This is a genomic window from Kitasatospora sp. DSM 101779 (assembly GCF_025655475.1).
Lineage (GTDB): Bacteria > Actinomycetota > Actinomycetes > Streptomycetales > Streptomycetaceae > Kitasatospora.
On the sequence record NZ_JAHTIK010000001.1, the window covers coordinates 1,129,554 to 1,144,721 of the forward strand.

At 74.0% G+C, this 15,168-nt stretch carries 15 protein-coding genes; 10 read left to right on the top strand and 5 right to left on the bottom strand.

Going from position 1 to position 15,168, the window contains the following annotated elements; genetic code table 11:
• Positions 1-576 precede the first annotated feature (576 nt).
• From KSNIM_RS05255 to KSNIM_RS05265, 3 genes are all read left to right on the top strand, one after another.
• Complete coding sequence (locus KSNIM_RS05255; protein WP_263102046.1) at positions 577-1,239, top strand: HAD family acid phosphatase; 663 nt, start codon at positions 577-579, stop codon at positions 1,237-1,239.
• A 165-nt stretch (positions 1,240-1,404) separates the two neighbouring features.
• Complete coding sequence (locus tag KSNIM_RS05260; RefSeq protein WP_263102047.1) at positions 1,405-1,776, top strand: hypothetical protein; 372 nt, start codon at positions 1,405-1,407, stop codon at positions 1,774-1,776.
• Between the two features lie 468 nt (positions 1,777-2,244).
• On the top strand, positions 2,245-3,426 hold the full coding sequence (locus KSNIM_RS05265) for a S1 family peptidase (RefSeq protein ID WP_263102048.1): 1,182 nt from the start codon (positions 2,245-2,247) through the stop codon (positions 3,424-3,426).
• A gap of 108 nt (positions 3,427-3,534) precedes the next feature.
• Here the strand turns inward: KSNIM_RS05265 and KSNIM_RS05270 are convergent, their stop codons facing one another.
• Together KSNIM_RS05270 and KSNIM_RS05275 are read right to left on the bottom strand one after the other, a co-directional pair.
• On the bottom strand, positions 3,535-4,707 hold the full coding sequence (locus KSNIM_RS05270; RefSeq protein ID WP_263102049.1) for a copper resistance D family protein: 1,173 nt from the start codon (positions 4,705-4,707) through the stop codon (positions 3,535-3,537).
• Between the two features lie 55 nt (positions 4,708-4,762).
• The gene (locus KSNIM_RS05275) at positions 4,763-6,208 is read right to left on the bottom strand and encodes a short-chain fatty acyl-CoA regulator family protein (RefSeq protein ID WP_263102050.1); all 1,446 of its coding nucleotides are present in this window, start codon (positions 6,206-6,208) and stop codon (positions 4,763-4,765) included.
• A 389-nt stretch (positions 6,209-6,597) separates the two neighbouring features.
• Between KSNIM_RS05275 and aceA the strand changes: the two genes are divergently transcribed.
• The 5 genes from aceA to KSNIM_RS05300 all read left to right on the top strand — a co-directional run bounded on the left by aceA (position 6,598) and on the right by KSNIM_RS05300 (position 12,287).
• Positions 6,598-7,893 (top strand): isocitrate lyase, encoded by a 1,296-nt coding sequence (aceA, locus tag KSNIM_RS05280; protein WP_263102051.1) that lies wholly within the window; start codon positions 6,598-6,600, stop codon positions 7,891-7,893.
• Between the two features lie 168 nt (positions 7,894-8,061).
• Positions 8,062-9,672 carry a malate synthase A gene (aceB, locus tag KSNIM_RS05285; protein ID WP_263102052.1) on the top strand — a complete coding sequence of 537 codons (1,611 nt, stop codon included), beginning with the start codon at positions 8,062-8,064 and terminating at the stop codon, positions 9,670-9,672.
• A gap of 25 nt (positions 9,673-9,697) precedes the next feature.
• The gene (locus KSNIM_RS05290; RefSeq protein WP_263102053.1) at positions 9,698-10,564 is read left to right on the top strand and encodes a 3-hydroxybutyryl-CoA dehydrogenase; all 867 of its coding nucleotides are present in this window, start codon (positions 9,698-9,700) and stop codon (positions 10,562-10,564) included.
• Positions 10,565-10,679: 115 nt separating this feature from the next.
• Complete coding sequence (locus KSNIM_RS05295) at positions 10,680-11,570, top strand: SDR family NAD(P)-dependent oxidoreductase (protein WP_263102054.1); 891 nt, start codon at positions 10,680-10,682, stop codon at positions 11,568-11,570.
• A 135-nt stretch (positions 11,571-11,705) separates the two neighbouring features.
• The gene (locus KSNIM_RS05300) at positions 11,706-12,287 is read left to right on the top strand and encodes a TetR/AcrR family transcriptional regulator (RefSeq protein ID WP_263102055.1); all 582 of its coding nucleotides are present in this window, start codon (positions 11,706-11,708) and stop codon (positions 12,285-12,287) included.
• Between the two features lie 4 nt (positions 12,288-12,291).
• Here KSNIM_RS05300 and KSNIM_RS05305 read toward each other — a convergent pair whose 3' ends face one another.
• Together KSNIM_RS05305 and KSNIM_RS05310 are read right to left on the bottom strand one after the other, a co-directional pair.
• The gene (locus KSNIM_RS05305) at positions 12,292-12,693 is read right to left on the bottom strand and encodes a YybH family protein (protein ID WP_263102056.1); all 402 of its coding nucleotides are present in this window, start codon (positions 12,691-12,693) and stop codon (positions 12,292-12,294) included.
• 138 nt (positions 12,694-12,831) lie between these two features.
• Positions 12,832-13,395: a PadR family transcriptional regulator gene (locus tag KSNIM_RS05310; RefSeq protein WP_263102057.1), complete on the bottom strand. Its 564-nt coding sequence runs from the start codon at positions 13,393-13,395 to the stop codon at positions 12,832-12,834.
• A 115-nt stretch (positions 13,396-13,510) separates the two neighbouring features.
• Here KSNIM_RS05310 and KSNIM_RS05315 point away from each other — a divergent pair, with 115 nt between their 5' ends.
• A complete protein-coding gene (locus KSNIM_RS05315; RefSeq protein ID WP_263102058.1) occupies positions 13,511-13,912 on the top strand; it encodes a nuclear transport factor 2 family protein in 402 nt (133 codons plus the stop codon).
• A gap of 84 nt (positions 13,913-13,996) precedes the next feature.
• Here the strand turns inward: KSNIM_RS05315 and KSNIM_RS05320 are convergent, their stop codons facing one another.
• Entirely contained in the window at positions 13,997-14,383 is a 387-nt protein-coding gene (locus KSNIM_RS05320) for a VOC family protein (RefSeq protein WP_263102059.1), read from the bottom strand.
• 114 nt (positions 14,384-14,497) lie between these two features.
• Here KSNIM_RS05320 and KSNIM_RS05325 point away from each other — a divergent pair, with 114 nt between their 5' ends.
• Positions 14,498-15,163 carry a class I SAM-dependent methyltransferase gene (locus KSNIM_RS05325; RefSeq protein ID WP_263102060.1) on the top strand — a complete coding sequence of 222 codons (666 nt, stop codon included), beginning with the start codon at positions 14,498-14,500 and terminating at the stop codon, positions 15,161-15,163.
• Positions 15,164-15,168 lie beyond the last annotated feature (5 nt).

Genomic DNA, 15,168 nt, shown 5'->3' on the forward strand with positions numbered 1-15,168 from the left:
TGGCCAGCGCCTCGGCGAGGCCGGTGGCCAGCATGCCCAAGGTGCGGTCCGGCAGGACCCCGGGCCCCGGTACAGCCCGGCGCAGCGTCGGCCCCGGGACGAACGCGGTCGCGACCGCCGGGACGGGCCCGTCCGGGTCGGCGTCCACCACCGGCGCGAGGAGCCCCCGTGACCGAACGGGCCGCACCGACCGCAGCCCGGAGCAGTTCCCTGGAAGCGCCGCCCACCGCGGCCTCGGGCCCGAACACCTTGACCGCGACCGTCCGCCCGCCGTTCGAGCGCCCCAGGTGGACCGCCCCCGCGCTGCCGGACCCCGCCGTCTGCCGTTTGCGCCCCTGCGAACAATCCCGATTCCCTTGCTGCGCCGAACAGTTCGAGAACCGGCACGGCGTCCGAGGGGGGAGACGGACGTCGACCGGGAGTGCACGGGGCGGCCGGGCGGCGATGCAGCTCCGGCGGGTGAAGTCCGGTGGGGCACGCGGGAGCGGTCACTCCGCAACGATCTTCGCCCGATGTCTACCGGCAGGTAACCCCGATGGGCCATCCTGCTCCCATCCTCACTAAAGGAGCATGAGCATGGCAGGACGAATCGGTGTGCGGCATCTCGCGGTCGCGGCGGCGACCGGGGGCGTACTGCTCGTCGGGGTGGCCCAGCCGGCCACCGCCGCCACGAACGCACCGGCCCCGGCCGCGGCCCCTGCGGCCACCCCCGTAGCGGCCCCCGCACAGAGCCTCGGCCGGCCGAGCGTGCCGTACGAGACCTGGCTGAAGGACGTTCAGGTGGTGGCTGACTCGGCGGGTGCGTACCTGCAGGCGAGAGTGCCGCAGGCGCCGACGACGTACCGGCCCGCGGTCGTCCTCGACATCGACAACACCTCGCTGGAGACCGACTACACGCCCTCCTACCCGACGCCGGCGATCGCCGCGGTGCTGAAGGTGGTGCAGGCGGCGCACGACCGCGGGGTGAAGGTCTTCTTCGTCACCGCCCGGCCGGACTTCGTCGACGCGTTCACCCGGTACAACCTGACGAAGGTGGGATACCCGGTGGACGGGCTGTACGGCCGGTCGTTCTGGGACCTCTTCCAGGAGACCGGAGCCTTCAAGACGGCGAAGCGCCAGGAGATCGAGCGCAACGGCTACACGATCGTCGCCAACATCGGCAACAACACGACGGACCTGGTGGGCGGCCACGCCGAGCGGACGTTCAAGCTGCCCGACTACGGCGGCACGCTCTCCTGAGCCCCCGACCGCCGATCCGGGCGCGGCACGCCGCGCCGGCCCCGCGCCCGGATCGACGGCCCCGCGCTCGGGTCACCGGCCCCACAGACCAGTCGCCGGCACGCGTCGGCCCGGCCGCAGCAGTCCGGCAGGGCACGCACCACGGTCGCCGCATACGGTGGGTCGGTGGACGGTGACGCGGAAACCCTGGGCGAGAACGCGCTTCGCACGGTCGGGGTCCGGTCGGCCGAGGACGTCCGCGAGGCCCTCGAATGGCTCGGGACGTGTTCGCGCATCGAGGAGATCGGACCGGGCGGCCGGGGCGCGGCCGCGGCCTACCGCTGGGCGCTCGACCCCGGCAGCCCCCGACCCTCCGACGGTGTCCGCGGCACTCCGGCCGCCGGGCCCGCAGCGGACCGGGAACGGCTCGGGGCGGAGGAGCGCGCCGCGCTCGCCGTCGCCCACGACACGGCGCGGAGCCACGAGCAGCGGGACTTCGCCCACGGCGCGGCGCAGGCCCTCGGCTGGATCCTCGGGCACACCGGCGTCCGCTTCTGACGACCGCGGCGGTCCCGAGTCCCGGTGATGCGGGCGAAGCCGAGCCGCTGGGACATGTGACGCGTTCCGCCGCAGGGAGCCGGTGTCACCGGCGCCCCGGATCCCCACGTTCGGCCGCTCCCGGGGGCCACCCCCGCGCAGACGGCTGAGAGCGCGATCACGCCCACCATGCGCCACGCTCCCCCACCTTGAACAGCCACGATGCCAGGCAGGTGGGCCCGAAGCGTCCGCCTCGCAAGCCCTGCGCCCGGCCGCCGCACCGGGCCGGCGCCATCGCCGGCCGCCCGGCACAGCGCCGGCAAGTTGAGGGATCGAGCGACAACTCAGCTTTCGGGAACGGTTGTTGAAGTTCTTGACGTGGACATACAGCGCTGTAAAGCTCGTCACACCGGTCTGGACCAGTACCTCTGAAAGCGCTCTCCCCTTGCAGGCCTCCCCGCCTGCCCGGAACTGAGGAGAACTCACGCAATGAGGCACGTCAACGGCGTACGGGCGGTCCTGCCCGCCTTGCTCGCCCTCACCTCCCTGGGCTTCGGCCTCTCCCCCGCGACGGCCGCACCGGACACCGCACCGGCCGCTTCGACGGTACGGACCACCCCGGCCCCCGGCCCCGGGCTGGTCGACGCGCTCCGGCGCGACCTGGGCCTGACCCGGGACCAGGCCCTCACCCGTCTCGACCAGGAGGCGACTGCGGCCCGGCTGCTGCCCCGGGTACGCGACCTCGCCGGCTCCGCGTACGGCGGCGCCTGGTTCGACCCGGCCCAGGGACGCCTGGTCGTCGGACTCACCGACCCCGCCCGGGCCGCGGCAGTGCGGGCCGCGGGCGCGGCCACCACCTCCGTGGCCCGTACGGAGGCCGCGCTCGACCGGGCCAAGGCCGCCGTCGACACCGTGAGCAGAAACCGCCGCGCCCCCGCCGCGGTCACCGGATGGCGGGTCGATCCCCGCCGCAACGCGGTCGTCGTCTCCGTCGCGGCCGGGGCCCGCGCGGACAGCGGGGTGAACGCGTTCCTCGACGCCGCGGCCGCGGCCGGGCCGGTGACGGTCGAGGAGACCGCGGAGCATGGTCCGCGGACCCTCTCGGCCGGGGTGGTCGGCGGCGACCCGTACTACATCAACGGCAACACCCGCTGTTCCATCGGCTTCGCCGTCCAGGGCGGCTTCGTCAGCGCCGGGCACTGCGGCCGGGCCGGCAGCAGCGTCGTCGGCTGGGACGGCTCGGCCATGGGGTCGTTCGTCGACTCGTCCTTCCCCGGCAACGACTACTCCTACATCCGCATCGGGAACGGCTGGTGGACGGTGCCGGTCGTGCTCGGCTGGGGCACCGTCAGCGACGTGCTCGTCCGCGGCTCCTGGCAGGCACCGGTCGGCTCCTCGGTGTGCCGCTCCGGATCCACCACGCACTGGCACTGCGGCAGCGTCCTCGGGCTCGACGAGACGGTCAACTACAGCCAGGGCGCGGTCTACCAGCTGACCCGCACCAGCGTCTGCGCCGAACCCGGCGACTCCGGCGGCTCGTTCGTCACCGGCGACCAGGCCCAGGGCGTCACCTCGGGCGGCTGGGGCAACTGCTCGTCCGGCGGGCAGACCTGGTTCCAGCCCGTCAACGAGATCCTCTCCCGCTACGGCCTGACCCTGGTCACTGCCTGACGGCTCCCTCCCGGCCCGCACCGCCCACGGCTCCCGCACCGGCCGCGGGCGGTGCGGGAGCCGTCCGTCCCCTCGGTGCGCCGCGGGCGGTCGGACCGGGGCCGGCGGTCAGACCGCGGCCGCGGCGGGCGACGGTCGGCGGGACAGGGCGTCGGAGGCCTTGGCGGTGGCGTACAGGGAGACGGCGAGCGCGGCGGCCAGGGCGGCTCCGGCGGCGAGGACGCTGCCGGAGGAGACGGCCTTGGCGTCACCGGCCTCGCTGCGGGCGGATCCGGTGACGAACGGCAGGACCACCAGGACGGCGACGCCGAGCACGACCTCGCCCCAGACGACCGCGGGGAAGTGGCGCAGCGTCAGGTGGAGCAGCGAGGTGGTGCCGTCGGCGCGGCGGGCCCGGGCGATGCGGGGCATCAGCCAGAACTGGTTGACACCTCCGGCGGCGACCAGGCCGAGGACGAGGGCGCCCTTGACGAGCAGCGCGATGCCGTAGCCGGTGGTCCACAGCTGGGAGACGGCGCCGACGTGCTTCCACGTGAGCCACAGCCCGGAGAGGGTGACGGCGCCGACGCAGACCATGGCGACGAGGCTGAAACGGCGCCACACGTCGGCCCAGAGCAGGCCGGCGGCGCCGCCGAGGCGGCTGCGGGTGGCGGCGAGGGAGACGAGCAGGGCGAGGCCGCCGAGCCAGACGGTGCCGGAGACGATGTGGGTCTGGTCGAGGACGAGGTCGAGCCAGCGGTCCAGCTGGTCCGGGGTGGTGGTCGGTACCGCGGCGATCAACGTGACGGCCAGGGAGAGCGGCAGCACGGCGAGGGCGATGCGGTCGAGGTGGCGGCGGGCCGCGGGGGCGAACAGGGCGATCATCGCCGCGGCCGTGGCAGCGAGGACGAGGTTCTGCACGAGGTAGACGGTCCCCTGGGCGATCCAGGCGCCCTCGGCGGCGGGGGCGCGGAGGAAGTGCCGGATCCGGCCGGGGGCGAGCGCGTCACCGAAGGGCATGCCCTTGCCCGCGCGGGCGACCCGGCCGGCGAGCTGGAAGTATCCGGCGGCCAGCAGGACGACGCCAGCCCAGGCGATGTGGGCGGCCGATCTGGTGCGCAGGGCGGCGGCGTCCCCGTCGTCGGCGGCGCTCCGCAGGGCGGGCCGGACGGTGGTGGCGTAGGTGACGGCCGTGCCGATGGCACCGGCGAGGCCGATGAAGTAGCCGGTCTTGGTCAGGACCCGCCAGAGCGGGGGCGTGGTGTATCCGGCCGTGTTCGCGGCCAAGAGCAGACTGTTCATGAGGACAGGCTAGCCTTAGTGAGGTTAGCCTATCTTTATTTCCGCCTACCTTTGTTCACCTGTCCTCGACCCGCGGCGCCCCCGCACGGCTCCGCCAGTGCTCGTGATCGCCGGTTCGGACGGGGTACGGGACAAAGGTGCTGGTGCGCTCGTCGACCGCCAGGGGCAGGCCGATGGCCGGGGCGGCGCGCTGGGGGCAGGCGGGGCGTTCGCAGACCTTGCAGCCGAGGCCGATCGGGGTGGCCGCCGACGGGTCGGCCAGGTCCAGTCCGGTGGAGTACACCAGCCGGGCGGCGTGCCGCAGTTCGCAGCCGAGCCCGATCGCGAAGGTCTTGCCCGGCCGGCCCCATCCGCCCGGCGACCGGGTGACGGCGCGGGCCGTCCACAGGTAGCGCCGCCCGTCGGGCATCGAGGCCACCTGCACGTGCACCCGGCCGGGCGAGGCGAAGGCCTCGTAGACGTTCCACAGCGGGCAGGTGCCGCCGGTGCGGGAGAAGTGGAAGTCGGTCGCGGACTGCCGCTTGGAGACGTTGCCCGCGCGGTCGACGCGGACGAAGGAGAACGGCACACCGCGCAGCCCAGGCCGCTGGAGGGTGCTCAGCCGGTGGCAGACGGTCTCGTAGCCGACGCCGAAGTGGTCGGCGAGGTGCTCGATGTCGTAGCGGGCCGCCTCCGCCTCGGCGTGGAAGGCGGTGTACGGCAGGACCAGCGCCGCGGCGAAGTAGTTGGCCAGGCCGATCCGGGTGAGCGACCAGGCGGTGGAGCCCTCCGGGCCGTCCTCGGCCGCGAGTTCGGAGAGCAGCGGGTCGTGCTCCAGGTAGGCGAGTTGGGTGGCCATCCGGAAGGCCTGCTGGCCGGGGCGCAGCCGGTCCGACAGGTGCAGCACCCGGTCGTGCGGGTCGTACCGGTGGAGCTGCTCGCCTCCCGTCGCGGTCCGGACGCCGTGGGCGTCCGCCAGGCGCTCGGCCAGTACCGACCGGACGCGGCCGCGCCTCGGCCGGATCGTGGCCGCCAATTCCTCGGCCGCGGTGTCGAGTTCGTGGAGGTAGTTCTTGCGCCGGTAGAAGAACTCGCGGACCTGCTCGTGCGGGGTGAGCGTCTCCGCCGCGGGCCCGCGATCCCCGGCGAGGACGGCGAGCTGTTCGGCGACCGCTCGGCGGCTGCGACTCAGTTCTGTCAACAGGCTTGCCACGGCGGGCAGTCGGGCGGCGAGCTCGTCGAGGTCGCCCGGGGTCACGCGGCCGGCCGCGATCTCCTCGCCGAGCGTTTCACGGAGTTCGGCGGTGAGCCGGGCGCTGTCCGGCGGTGCGAAGTAGCCGGCCTCGACACCGAACGCCTCGGTGAGGCGGAGCAGGACGGGGACGGTGAGCGGACGGGCGTCGTGCTCCAGCTGGTTGAGGTAGCTGGGCGACAGCTCGACGAGCCTGGCCGTCGCGGCCTGGCTCAGCCCGCGCTCCTCCCTCAGGCGGCGCAGTCGCGCCCCGGCGAAGGCCTTGCCCATCGTCGTCCCCCCTGTCCCGCGGTCCTGCCGGCCGATGCCGCAGCCTAGCCGGAGCATCGACGGGCGGGCCTTCGCAGGCTTCGCGGATTCGCCGGTCCGGCTTCGCAGAACGTGGCAACGGGCCACTGGTGACGGCGGCCTGCCGAGGTGCCAGAGTCGTTGCTGCGGCCGGGAGGTGCGCGCAGCAGCAGCGAAACACCAGCTCGGTCACCCTGGCGCGGCTGCCCGGGCGATCCCGTCTCGCGGTGTCCCACCGCCGCCCGGCGCCACCCGGCCGCCCGCTCACCCCCGGCGGTGAGACGCATCACATCCTTCGCAAAGCACACCTGTCGCGACGTTCATCCGCCGCGACGCGCATTCCCCGCAACGAGCACCCTCGGGAGCAGACCATGGCCATCTCGGTTCGGCAACAGCAGCAGGAACAGCAGGCGGCGGCGCTCGCCGCCCGGTGGGCGAGCGACCCTCGCTGGGCCGGCATCGAGCGCAGCTTCTCCGCCGAGGACGTGGTGCGGCTGTCCGGCACGGTGCGCGAGGAGCACACGCTGGCCCGGCGCGGAGCGGAGCGGCTGTGGCGGCAGCTGCACGAGCGGGACTACGTCCACGCGTTGGGTGCGCTGACGGGTGGTCAGGCCGTACAGATGGTGAGGGCCGGGCTGCAGGCGATCTACCTGTCGGGCTGGCAGGTCGCCGCCGACGCCAACCAGGCCGGTCAGACCTACCCGGACCAGAGCCTGTACCCGGCCGACTCCGTTCCCCGGGTGGTACGGCGGATCAACAACGCACTGCTGCGGGCGGACGGGATCGACGCGGCGGAGGGCAACGACGGGCCGGATTGGCTGGTGCCGATCGTGGCCGACGCCGAGGCCGGGTTCGGCGGCCCGCTGAACGCCTTCGAACTGACCAGGGGCATGATCGCGGCGGGTGCGGCCGGCATCCACTACGAGGACCAGCTCGCCTCGGAGAAGAAGTGCGGGCACCTCGGCGGCAAGGTCCTCGTCCCCACCGCCCAGCACATCCGCACCCTCAACGCGGCCCGGCTGGCCGCCGACATCGCCGACGTGCCGACCGTGATCGTGGCCCGCACCGATGCGCTGGCGGCCAGTCTGCTCACCACCGACGTGGACGAGCGCGACGCCCGGTTCTGCACCGGCGAGCGCACCGCCGAGGGCTTCTTCCGGGTCGAGCCGGGCATGGCGCCGGTGATCTCGCGCGGCCTCGCCTTCGCGCCCCACGCCGACCTGCTGTGGGTGGAGACCGGCACCCCGGACCTCGCCCAGGCCCGCGCGTTCGCGGAGGCGGTCAAGGCCGAGTACCCGGACAAGATGCTCGCCTACAACTGCTCGCCGTCCTTCAACTGGAAGGCGGCCCTGGACGACGACGAGATCGCCAAGTTCCAGCGCGAGTTGGGCGCGATGGGCTACCGCTTCCAGTTCATCACCCTGGCCGGCTTCCACGCGCTCAACCACTCGATGTTCCAGCTGGCCCGCGGCTACGCCGAGCACGGCATGACCGCCTACGTCGACCTGCAGGAGGCCGAGTTCGCGGCGGTGCCGGACGGCTACACCGCGGTCAAGCACCAGCGCGAGGTCGGCACCGGCTGGTTCGACCAGGTCTCCACCGCGCTCAACCCGAACGCCGAGACGCTGGCACTGACCGGCTCCACCGAGGCCGAGCAGTTCCACTGACCGAAGCCGGCGGCCGCCCTGCGGGGGGCTCCACGGCCGCCGCTCCCCCGCCCGGGGCCTCGTTGAGGGACGAGGCCCCGGGCCCGCCACCGCCTGCTCCCTGCTCCCTGCTTCCCGCTCCCTGCTCCCTGCTTCCCGCTTCCCGCTTCCCGCTTCCTGGAGAGCCGTATGAGCCGCACCGTCCGCACCGAGGTGCTCGGCGAAGCCGAGGACCGCTTCGAGGAGATCCTCACCGACGAGGCGCTCGACTTCCTCGCCCGTCTGCACGACGCCTTCGCAGACCGCCGCACCGCCCTCCTCGCCGAACGTGCCCGCCGTGCCGCGAACCTGGCCGACGGCGGCACCCTGGACTTCCTCCCGGGGACCCGCACCGTCCGCGAGGACCCGACGTGGCGCGTCGCGGGCGCCGGACCGGGCCTGGAGGACCGCCGGGTGGAGATCACCGGACCGCCCGAGCGCCGGATGACCGTCAACGCCCTCAACTCCGGGGCGCAGGTGTGGCTGGCGGACTTCGAGGACGCCACCGCCCCCACCTGGCACAACATCGTCTCCGGCCAGCTCAACCTGCTCGACGCGATCGAGCGCCGGATCGACGACACCACCCCGGAGGGCAGGCGGTACCGGATCGGCGACGACCCGGCCACGATCGTCGTCCGCCCCCGCGGCTGGCACCTCGACGAGGCCCACCTGCTGATCGGCGGCCGCCCCGCCGTCGGCGCCCTGGTCGATTTCGGCCTCTACCTCTTCCACTGCGGCCGGCGGCAGATCGACCGCGGCAGCGGCCCGTACTTCTACCTGCCCAAGCTGGAGAACCACTTCGAGGCCCGGCTCTGGAACGACGTCTTCACCTTCGCCCAGCGCGAGTTGGGCATCCCGTACGGCACGGTCCGGGCCACCGTGCTGATCGAGACCGTCACCGCCGCCTTCGAGATGGAGGAGATCCTGCACGAGCTGCGTGACCACGCCGCCGGGCTCAACGCCGGGCGCTGGGACTACCTGTTCAGCCTGATCAAGAACTTCGCCCACCACGGCCCGCGGTTCGTCCTGCCGGACCGGGCGGACCTCACCATGACCCAGCCCTTCCTGCGCGCCTACACCGACCTGCTGGTGCGCACCTGCCACCGGCGCGGGGCCCACGCCGTCGGCGGCATGGCCGCGGCGGTCCCGCAGCGCGACCACGAGGCGAACCGGGCCGCGCTCGCCAAGGTCCGCCTCGACAAGGAGCGCGAGGCCGGCGACGGCTTCGACGGGTCCTGGGTCGCCCATCCGGGCCTGGTCGCCACCTGCCGCGCCGCCTTCGACGCCGTCCTCGGCGAACGCCCGAACCAGCTCGACCGCACCCGCGAGGACGTCGAGGTCACCGCCGCCGACCTGCTCGGAGTGCACCGGCTGAGCGTCGGCCTCCCGACCGAGCAGGGCGTTCGCTCGAACGTCGCCGTCGCCCTGCGGTACCTGACGGCCTGGCTCGGCGGCTCCGGCGCCGTGGCCGTGTTCGGCCTGATGGAGGACGTCGCGACCGCCGAGATCGCCCGCTGCCAGCTCTGGCAGTGGCAGCACCACTGCTCCCGCCTCTCCGGAGGCTCCCTCGCCACCCCCGACCTGGTGCGGCGCCTGGCCGACCGCGAGCGGGCCGCCCTGCTCGCCGAGGGCGCCGAACCGACGCGGGTGGACGACGCCGTACGGATCCTCGAGGAGACCGCGCTCGGCGCCGAACTGCCTGCCTTCCTCACCACCGGGGCGTACGCCCGCCACCTCGTCCGCGTCCGCACCGCGGCCTGAGCCGCCCCAGCACGGAGGCAGTGCCATGAACGAGATCCGCCGTGTCGCCGTCGTCGGCGCCGGACAGATGGGCTCCGGCATCGCCGAGGTCTTCGCCCGCGCCGGGCTCGACACCGTCGTCTGCGAACGCGACACCACAGCCCTGCGCGCCGCCCGCGCCCGCATCGACCGTTCCCTGCACCGCGCCGCCGTCCGCGGCCGGATCGACGAGCACCGGCGCGCCGAGGCCTGGGCCCACCTGCTGTTCGCCGACGACCTCGAGGCGGTCGCCGACCGTCAACTCGTCGTCGAGGCCGTCGTCGAGGACGAGGGCGTCAAGACCGAGGTGCTGAGCCGTCTCGACAAGGTGCTCGCCGCCGAGGACGCCGTCCTCGCCACCAACACCTCGGCCGTCCCGGTCACCCGGCTCGGCATCGCCACCACCCGCGCCACGCACGTGCTCGGCCTGCACTTCTTCAACCCGGCGCCGGTGATGCCCCTGGTCGAGCTGGTCCCCTCGCTGCACACCGCGCCGGCGGTGCTGCAACGCGTCGAAGCCTTCACCACGGGCGCCCTCGGCAAGCACGTCATCCGCTCCCGCGACCGGGCCGGCTTCGTGGTCAACGCGCTGCTCGTCCCGTACCTGCTGTCCGCGATCCGGATGGCCGAGGCCGGGCACGCCGGCCCCGAGGACATCGACACCGGCATGGTGCACGGCTGCGCCCACCCGATGGGTCCGCTCCGACTGGCCGACCTGATCGGTCTGGACACGGTCGAGGCGATCGCGCGCTCGCTCTACGAGGAGTACAAGGAGCCGTTGTTCGCGCCGCCGCCGCTGCTCTCCCGGATGGTCGAGGCGGGCCTGCTCGGCCGCAAGACCGGCCGCGGCTTCCACTCCCACCCGGGGGTGTGACCGGGCACCCGGGGGGGTGACCGGGCCCGCTCCCGAGAAACGGATAGTCCATCCGCATGTGCTACCGTCAGCATAAGCGGATGAGCTATCCGAATCTCTCGAGGTGGAGGAACGCATGCGGAAGACAGCGGTGGTCACGGCCGGCACGGGCGGCATCGGACTGGAGACGGCCGTGGGCCTGGCGGCGGCCGGGTACGCGGTGACCGTGGTCGGCCGCGACCCCGACCGGGGCGCGCGGGCGGTCGGGCGGATCGACGCGGCGGGTCCGGCGCACCGCAGCCGGTTCCTGGCCGCCGACCTCGGCTCGCTCGACCAGGTGCGCACCCTCGCCGAGCGACTGGCGGCCGACCACGCGGCCTCCGGCGATCCGCTGACCGTGCTGGTCAACAACGTCGGGGCGATGTTCCCCGAGCGCACGAGCCTGGGCGGCGTCGAGGCCTCCTTCGTCGTCAACCACCTCTCGCCGTACCTGCTGACGGAACTGCTGCTGCCGACGCTGACCGCGGCGGCGCCGAGCAGGATCGTCAACGTCACCTCGGGCGCGGTCGCCCTCGCCAGGCGCGGGTTCGAGACCGTCGAGCCGCCCGGCGGCTACTACGGCTTCCACTGGTACGGCCGCGCCAAGCTCGCCAACCTGGCCTACACGCTCGACCTCGCCGCGCGACTGGACGGCACGGGCGTCTCGGTCTTCGCCGCCGATCCGGGCGGGGCCGCGACCGACATGACCGACGGCACCATGACCGACCCGCGGATCGTCTCGCCGGCGCTGCGGCTGCTGTGGCCGCTGGTGCGCCGCAGGTTCGAGCGCTCGACCTCGGGACCGGCGTCGGCGGCCGCCAGGCCCTCGATCACCGCCGCGACCGACGAGGCCCTGGCGGGCCGGACCGGCCTGCTCCTCGGCGCCGACACCCGACCCGCGGCGCCGCTCCGCGCGGCCGCCGACCCCCGGGTCGCCGGGGCGGTGCGCCGGCTCAGCGAACGGCACGCTCCCCTGAGCACCGCCTGACCGTTTCGCCGCGGCGCCTGACAGACCGTCCGGTGCGGCGTCGGCGGCGGCCCGGTCCGGCAGCGCCGGCTCCGGCTCCGGCTCCGGCTCCGGCGGCGGAGACATCCGGATGGGCCATCCGATTAGCATGTGCCCATGACGACGACGCCCCTGCGCAAGGATGCGGCCCGCAACTGGGACCGGATCGTCTCCGTCGCCCGCGACCTGGTCGACCGGGGCGAACCGCTGCACCTCAACGACGTCGCCCGTCGCGCCGGGCTCGGGGTCGGCACCGTCTACCGCCACTTCCCCACGCCCGAGGCCCTGTTGGAGACGGTCGCCGCCCCCTGCCTGGAGGCCCTTGCCGCGCACGGGGAACAGGCGCTGGCCGACACCGAGCCGTGGCGCGCGTTCGAGGGCTTCCTGCTCCGCACGGTCGAGGCGCAGGTCTCCGACGCCTCGCTGGCCCCGGTCAACGCCGCGGCCGAGGACGCGCTGCCGCGCACCGCGGAACTCAAGCGGTCCCTCCGCTCGGCCGGTGCCGCGCTCCTCGACCGGGCCCGCGACGCCGGGGCCGTCCGCCCGGACCTGGCCGCCACCGACCTCGTCCCGCTCCTGTGCGGCATCGCCCACGCCGTCGACGTGCACGGCGGCACGCCCGCCGACCGCACCGACACCGCCCGGCGCTACCTCGCCGCCCTCCTCGGCGGCCTGCGGGCCGCACCCCCGACCGGCTGAGGCGTCATCCCCCGGTGACGGTGTCCCCGTGACGGTGGGCCACCCGCCATTCGCCGTCCTCGCGACGGTAGATCTGGGTGACGCGGAGCACGTACGTCCGCGGCCGCCCGTCGACGGACGCCGACACGTGCTCCAGGCCCGCGGTGTACGCCAGGTCGCCCACCACGTCGGCGACGAGCAGCTCGAACCGGTAGGCGGTGCAGTCGGAGAAGCTCGCCTCCAACGCGGCGAAGAGCTCGCCGACCTCCCGTCGGCCGACCGCGGTGCGCCACGCCCCGAGGACGCTCACCGGCTCCTGCCGCGACCACAGCGCGCGGCGCGGGGCCGCGTCGCCGTCGTGCAGGGACCGCTCCGCCGCGTACAGCGCGGTCCCGACCCAGTGCAGGAAGTCGTCACGGTCGGTCACAGGCTCATGATGCCCCGCCACCCCCGGGCGGGGAGCGCAGCACGCCGACCGGTGTGCGACGCACCGCGGCACGGCACGGCGGTCACGGCACGGCGGTCACCGCCTAACGGTCACGGCACGGCTGACTCGGCACGGCGGTCACTGCACGGCGGCGGCGCGCCGGTCGAGGACGGCCAGGGCGCGCCGGCCCCAGCGAATGTTCTCCTCCTCGAAGGCGAGGCCGCGCAGCAGGGTGAGGTAGGGGCCGATCCGTTCGGCGCCGGCGAGGAACTCGTCCTCGGTGCGGCCGGCGAGGAGCCGGGTGCGCAGCCGTTCCCAGCGGGCGATCTTCGCCTCGGCCCAGGCGATCCGTTCGGCGATCGCGGCCCGCACGGCCCCGGCGTCGCCCGCGTCGACCGCGCGGACCTTGACCATCAGTTCGTCGCGGATCGCGCCGGGGCGCAGCGGCTCGGCGGTGAACTCCCGCAGCTGTCGGCGGCCGGCCTCGGTGAGCGAGAAGAGCCGCTTGTTGGGGCGGCGCTCCTGTTCGACGACGCGGGCCCGGACGAGCCCCTCGGCCTCCATCCGGTCGAGCTCCCGGTAGAGCTGCTGCGGGGTGGCCATCCAGAAGTTCGCGACCGATGCGTCGAACTCCTTGGCCAGGTCGTACCCGGACGCCTCGCCCTCCAGCAGTGCGGCCATCACCGCGTTGCGCAACGCCATCCCGACAGGGTAGCGCCGTCCGTGCGGGCGGCTCTGGACAGCGGCGCAGGTGGCCGCCTAGTCTCCTCCACACCTATTCAAAAAGTTGAATATCTCCCCCACCGGAGGTGGCCGGATGCACCCCTTCCGCGAGGCCGTCGAGCGGCGCGACGCGGCGGCGATCGAGGCGTTGCTCGCCGAGGACGTCGTCTTCACCAGCCCCGTCGCCTTCAAGCCGTACCCGGGCCGGGCGATCACCGCGGCGATCCTGCGCGCCGTGATGCAGGTCTTCGAGGACTTCCGCTACGTCCGGGAGTTCGCAAGCGAGGACGGCCGCGGGCACGCGCTCGCCTTCACGGCGACGGTGGACGGCCGGCGGGTGGACGGCTGCGACTTCCTCCACCTCGACGAGGACGGGCTGATCGACGACCTCACGGTGATGGTCCGTCCGCTGTCCGGCGCCAACGCGCTGGCCGCCGCGATGGGCGCCCGGTTCGATCAGATCACCCGCGAGGCGATGGAGGCGTCCGCCGGCTGACGGGCGCTCGGCGGGCGGACGGGGAACGGCCGGTGCGGGGCGACCGCACCGGTCCGCCGCGGCGCCCGCCGGCCCCTCAGCCCCTCAGCCGTCGGCCCGCTCGTTCACGCAGAGGACGTTCCCTTCGCTGTCCTTGAACCAGGCCGCGCGCATCCCCTCGGCCTCCGCCACGCCGTCGACCGTCTTCAGGCCGGGCAGGTCGTAGTCCTCGAAGGTGACGCCGCGGTCGCGCAGCTCCTTCATCTCGGCGTCGAGGCCGGTCACCTTCCAGCTCGCCAGGGTGTGCCCGGCCTGGCCGCCGTACGGAGTCTCGTAGATCCCGAACTTGGTGCCGCCACACTCGAAGGTGACCTCCTGCGGGCCCTCCTCGGAGAGCGTCAGCCCCAGGGTGTCGCGGTAGAACGCCTTCGCCCGTTCCAGGTCGGCGGCCGGAATGATGGCGAGCAGCGGCGCATCAGCAAGCATGTCCATCGCCTCCTCCTCCCAGGCTAGGCCCGCTCGGGTGACGGCGACACCGAAGTCCGAGCGGGCCTCCGGGGCAGCGGATCGCCGTCCCGGCGAGACTGGTCCCAGGGAGGCGGAACGGTGGCGGACGAGCAGCAGGACCTGGCCGCGCAGCAGCGGGAGCACTGGCAGCGGACGTACGGGCGGCACCCCGGCATGTACGGCGAGGAGCCCTCGGACCCGGCCCGGCACGCCGCCCGGGTGTTCGCCGCGGCGGGCGCGCGGCAGGTGCTCGAACTCGGTGCCGGGCACGGCCGCGACGCGCTCTTCTTCGCCGACGGCGGCCTGCGGGTCGCGGCCGCGGACTTCAGTGAGGTCGGTCTGCGGCAGCTGCGGGACGCCGCCGAGCGGCGCGGCACAGCGGACCGCACGGGTGCTGCGGTGTGCGACGTCCGAGCACCGCTGCCGTTCGCCGACGGTTCGGTGGACGGCGTCTTCGCGCACATGCTGTTCTGCATGGCGCTGACCACCGCCGAGCTCCGTTCGCTGGTCGGCGAGGTGCGCCGGGTGCTGCGGCCCGGCGGCAGCCTGGTCTACACCGTGCGGCACACCGGCGACGCCCATGCCGGGGTCGGCACCGGCCACGGCGACGGCATCCGGGAGCACGGCGGCTTCGCGGTGCACTTCTTCTCCCGCGCCCTGGTGGAGACGCTGGCGGAGGGCTGGCGGCTCGACGAGGTACACGGCTTCGAGGAGGGCGCCCTGCCCCGGCGGCTGTGGCGGGTCACCCAGACCCTGCCGGGCTGAGCCGG

Coding starts and splice junctions, on each gene's coding strand:
- KSNIM_RS05290 (WP_263102053.1), top strand. CDS start 9,698: ATGAACGAGATCCGCCGTGTCGCCGTCGTCGGCGCCGGACAGATGGGC.
- aceB (WP_263102052.1), top strand. CDS start 8,062: ATGAGCCGCACCGTCCGCACCGAGGTGCTCGGCGAAGCCGAGGACCGC.
- KSNIM_RS05255 (WP_263102046.1), top strand. CDS start 577: ATGGCAGGACGAATCGGTGTGCGGCATCTCGCGGTCGCGGCGGCGACC.
- KSNIM_RS05300 (WP_263102055.1), top strand. CDS start 11,706: ATGACGACGACGCCCCTGCGCAAGGATGCGGCCCGCAACTGGGACCGG.
- KSNIM_RS05320 (WP_263102059.1), bottom strand. CDS start 14,383: ATGGACATGCTTGCTGATGCGCCGCTGCTCGCCATCATTCCGGCCGCC.
- KSNIM_RS05265 (WP_263102048.1), top strand. CDS start 2,245: ATGAGGCACGTCAACGGCGTACGGGCGGTCCTGCCCGCCTTGCTCGCC.
- KSNIM_RS05275 (WP_263102050.1), bottom strand. CDS start 6,208: ATGGGCAAGGCCTTCGCCGGGGCGCGACTGCGCCGCCTGAGGGAGGAG.
- KSNIM_RS05315 (WP_263102058.1), top strand. CDS start 13,511: ATGCACCCCTTCCGCGAGGCCGTCGAGCGGCGCGACGCGGCGGCGATC.
- KSNIM_RS05270 (WP_263102049.1), bottom strand. CDS start 4,707: ATGAACAGTCTGCTCTTGGCCGCGAACACGGCCGGATACACCACGCCC.
- KSNIM_RS05295 (WP_263102054.1), top strand. CDS start 10,680: ATGCGGAAGACAGCGGTGGTCACGGCCGGCACGGGCGGCATCGGACTG.
- aceA (WP_263102051.1), top strand. CDS start 6,598: ATGGCCATCTCGGTTCGGCAACAGCAGCAGGAACAGCAGGCGGCGGCG.
- KSNIM_RS05310 (WP_263102057.1), bottom strand. CDS start 13,395: ATGGCGTTGCGCAACGCGGTGATGGCCGCACTGCTGGAGGGCGAGGCG.